At 55.6% G+C, this 1,170-nt stretch carries 1 protein-coding gene and 1 pseudogene; both read right to left on the bottom strand.

What is annotated here, in order from left to right; translation table 11 throughout:
- Window positions 1-106 precede the first annotated feature (106 nt).
- Window positions 107-943 (bottom strand): aminoglycoside O-phosphotransferase APH(6)-Id, encoded by an 837-nt coding sequence (locus GVV58_RS15210; protein WP_000480968.1) that lies wholly within the window; start codon window positions 941-943, stop codon window positions 107-109.
- Window positions 943-1,170: pseudogene (locus GVV58_RS15205) on the bottom strand (APH(3'') family aminoglycoside O-phosphotransferase); the annotation flags it as partial. The gene GVV58_RS15210 and the pseudogene GVV58_RS15205, both read right to left, overlap by 1 nt.

Genomic DNA, 1,170 nt, shown 5'->3' with positions numbered 1-1,170 from the left:
GGGGTCGTTTGCGGGAGAGGGCGAAATCCTACGCTAAGGCTTTGGCCAACGATATTCTCCGGTAAGATTGATGTGTTCCCAGGGGATAGGAGAAGTCGCTTGATATCTAGTATGACGTCTGTCGCACCTGCTTGATCGCGGCCGCGATAGCTAGATCGCGTTGCTCCTCTTCTCCATCCGCGTTCCAAGCTGCGGAAAGGCACCCATAAGCGTACGCCTGGTCGAGCAGGCGACGCGGATCGACGTCCAGCGCACGAGAGAATGCGTCCGCCATCTGTGCAATGCGTCTAGGATCGAGACAAAGGTCGTCTCTGTCAGCCGGATCGTAGAACATATTGGCGGCGCCAAAGCCCACTTCACCGACCAGACCGACGGGATCTATCACCAGCCAGCCGCGACTGGAGAACATGATGTTTTCATGATGCAGATCGCCATGTAGCCCACGCAGTTCCGAGGCATTGCTCATCATTTGATCGGCTATAATCGCCGCGTGGACGTAGTCAGTTTGACAACCTGCGTTTTGATCATCGCGCGCCCGCTGAAACAAAGCTGCAAAGCGATCCCGGATCGGGAGAAGGGCAGAAGGCAGGGGTTCCTCAGATGCGGCATACAGCTTCGCCATTAGTTCCGCTGCAATTTCGGTCGCCTGGTAGTCGCCGTGCTCGGCAACGATGTGAGAGAGCATTCGCTCCCCGGCATATTCGAGCAACATCAGATTGTTCTCACGACCGAGCAACCGGACTGCTCCCCTCCCATTGCGCCATACCAGATAGTCGGCCCCGCGCAGTTCATCAGCAATGTCTTCTATAGGTTTCAATCCCTTGACGATTGCAGGAGTCCCGTCTGGCAATGAAACTTTCCAAACGAGGCTGGAAAAGGTGTCCGCAATGAGAACAGGTTGCGAAACGTGCCAATGAGCAGGAAAAACAGGCGGCATGAACATCAACCCCAAGTCAGAGGGTCCAATCGCAGATAGAAGGCAAGGCGTTCGCGGTCGGGGGCTTCGATCCCCAATACATTGAATAGGACAGCGAAGGCGCGCTCTGCTTCATCTGGCGCTGCCCAGTTCTCTTCGGCGTTAGCAATCATGAGTGCCAAATCGGCATAGCGATCTGCTGTTCCGAGCCGCCCAAGGTCGATCAGACCCGTGCATTGAAGAGTTTTAGGGTC

This window comes from Acinetobacter sp. 18QD2AZ41W, from assembly GCF_009829025.1.
GTDB lineage: Bacteria > Pseudomonadota > Gammaproteobacteria > Pseudomonadales > Moraxellaceae > Acinetobacter > Acinetobacter pseudolwoffii.
Note: the sequence above shows the minus strand (reverse complement) of the source record. Positions and strands in the feature narration are given on the sequence as shown.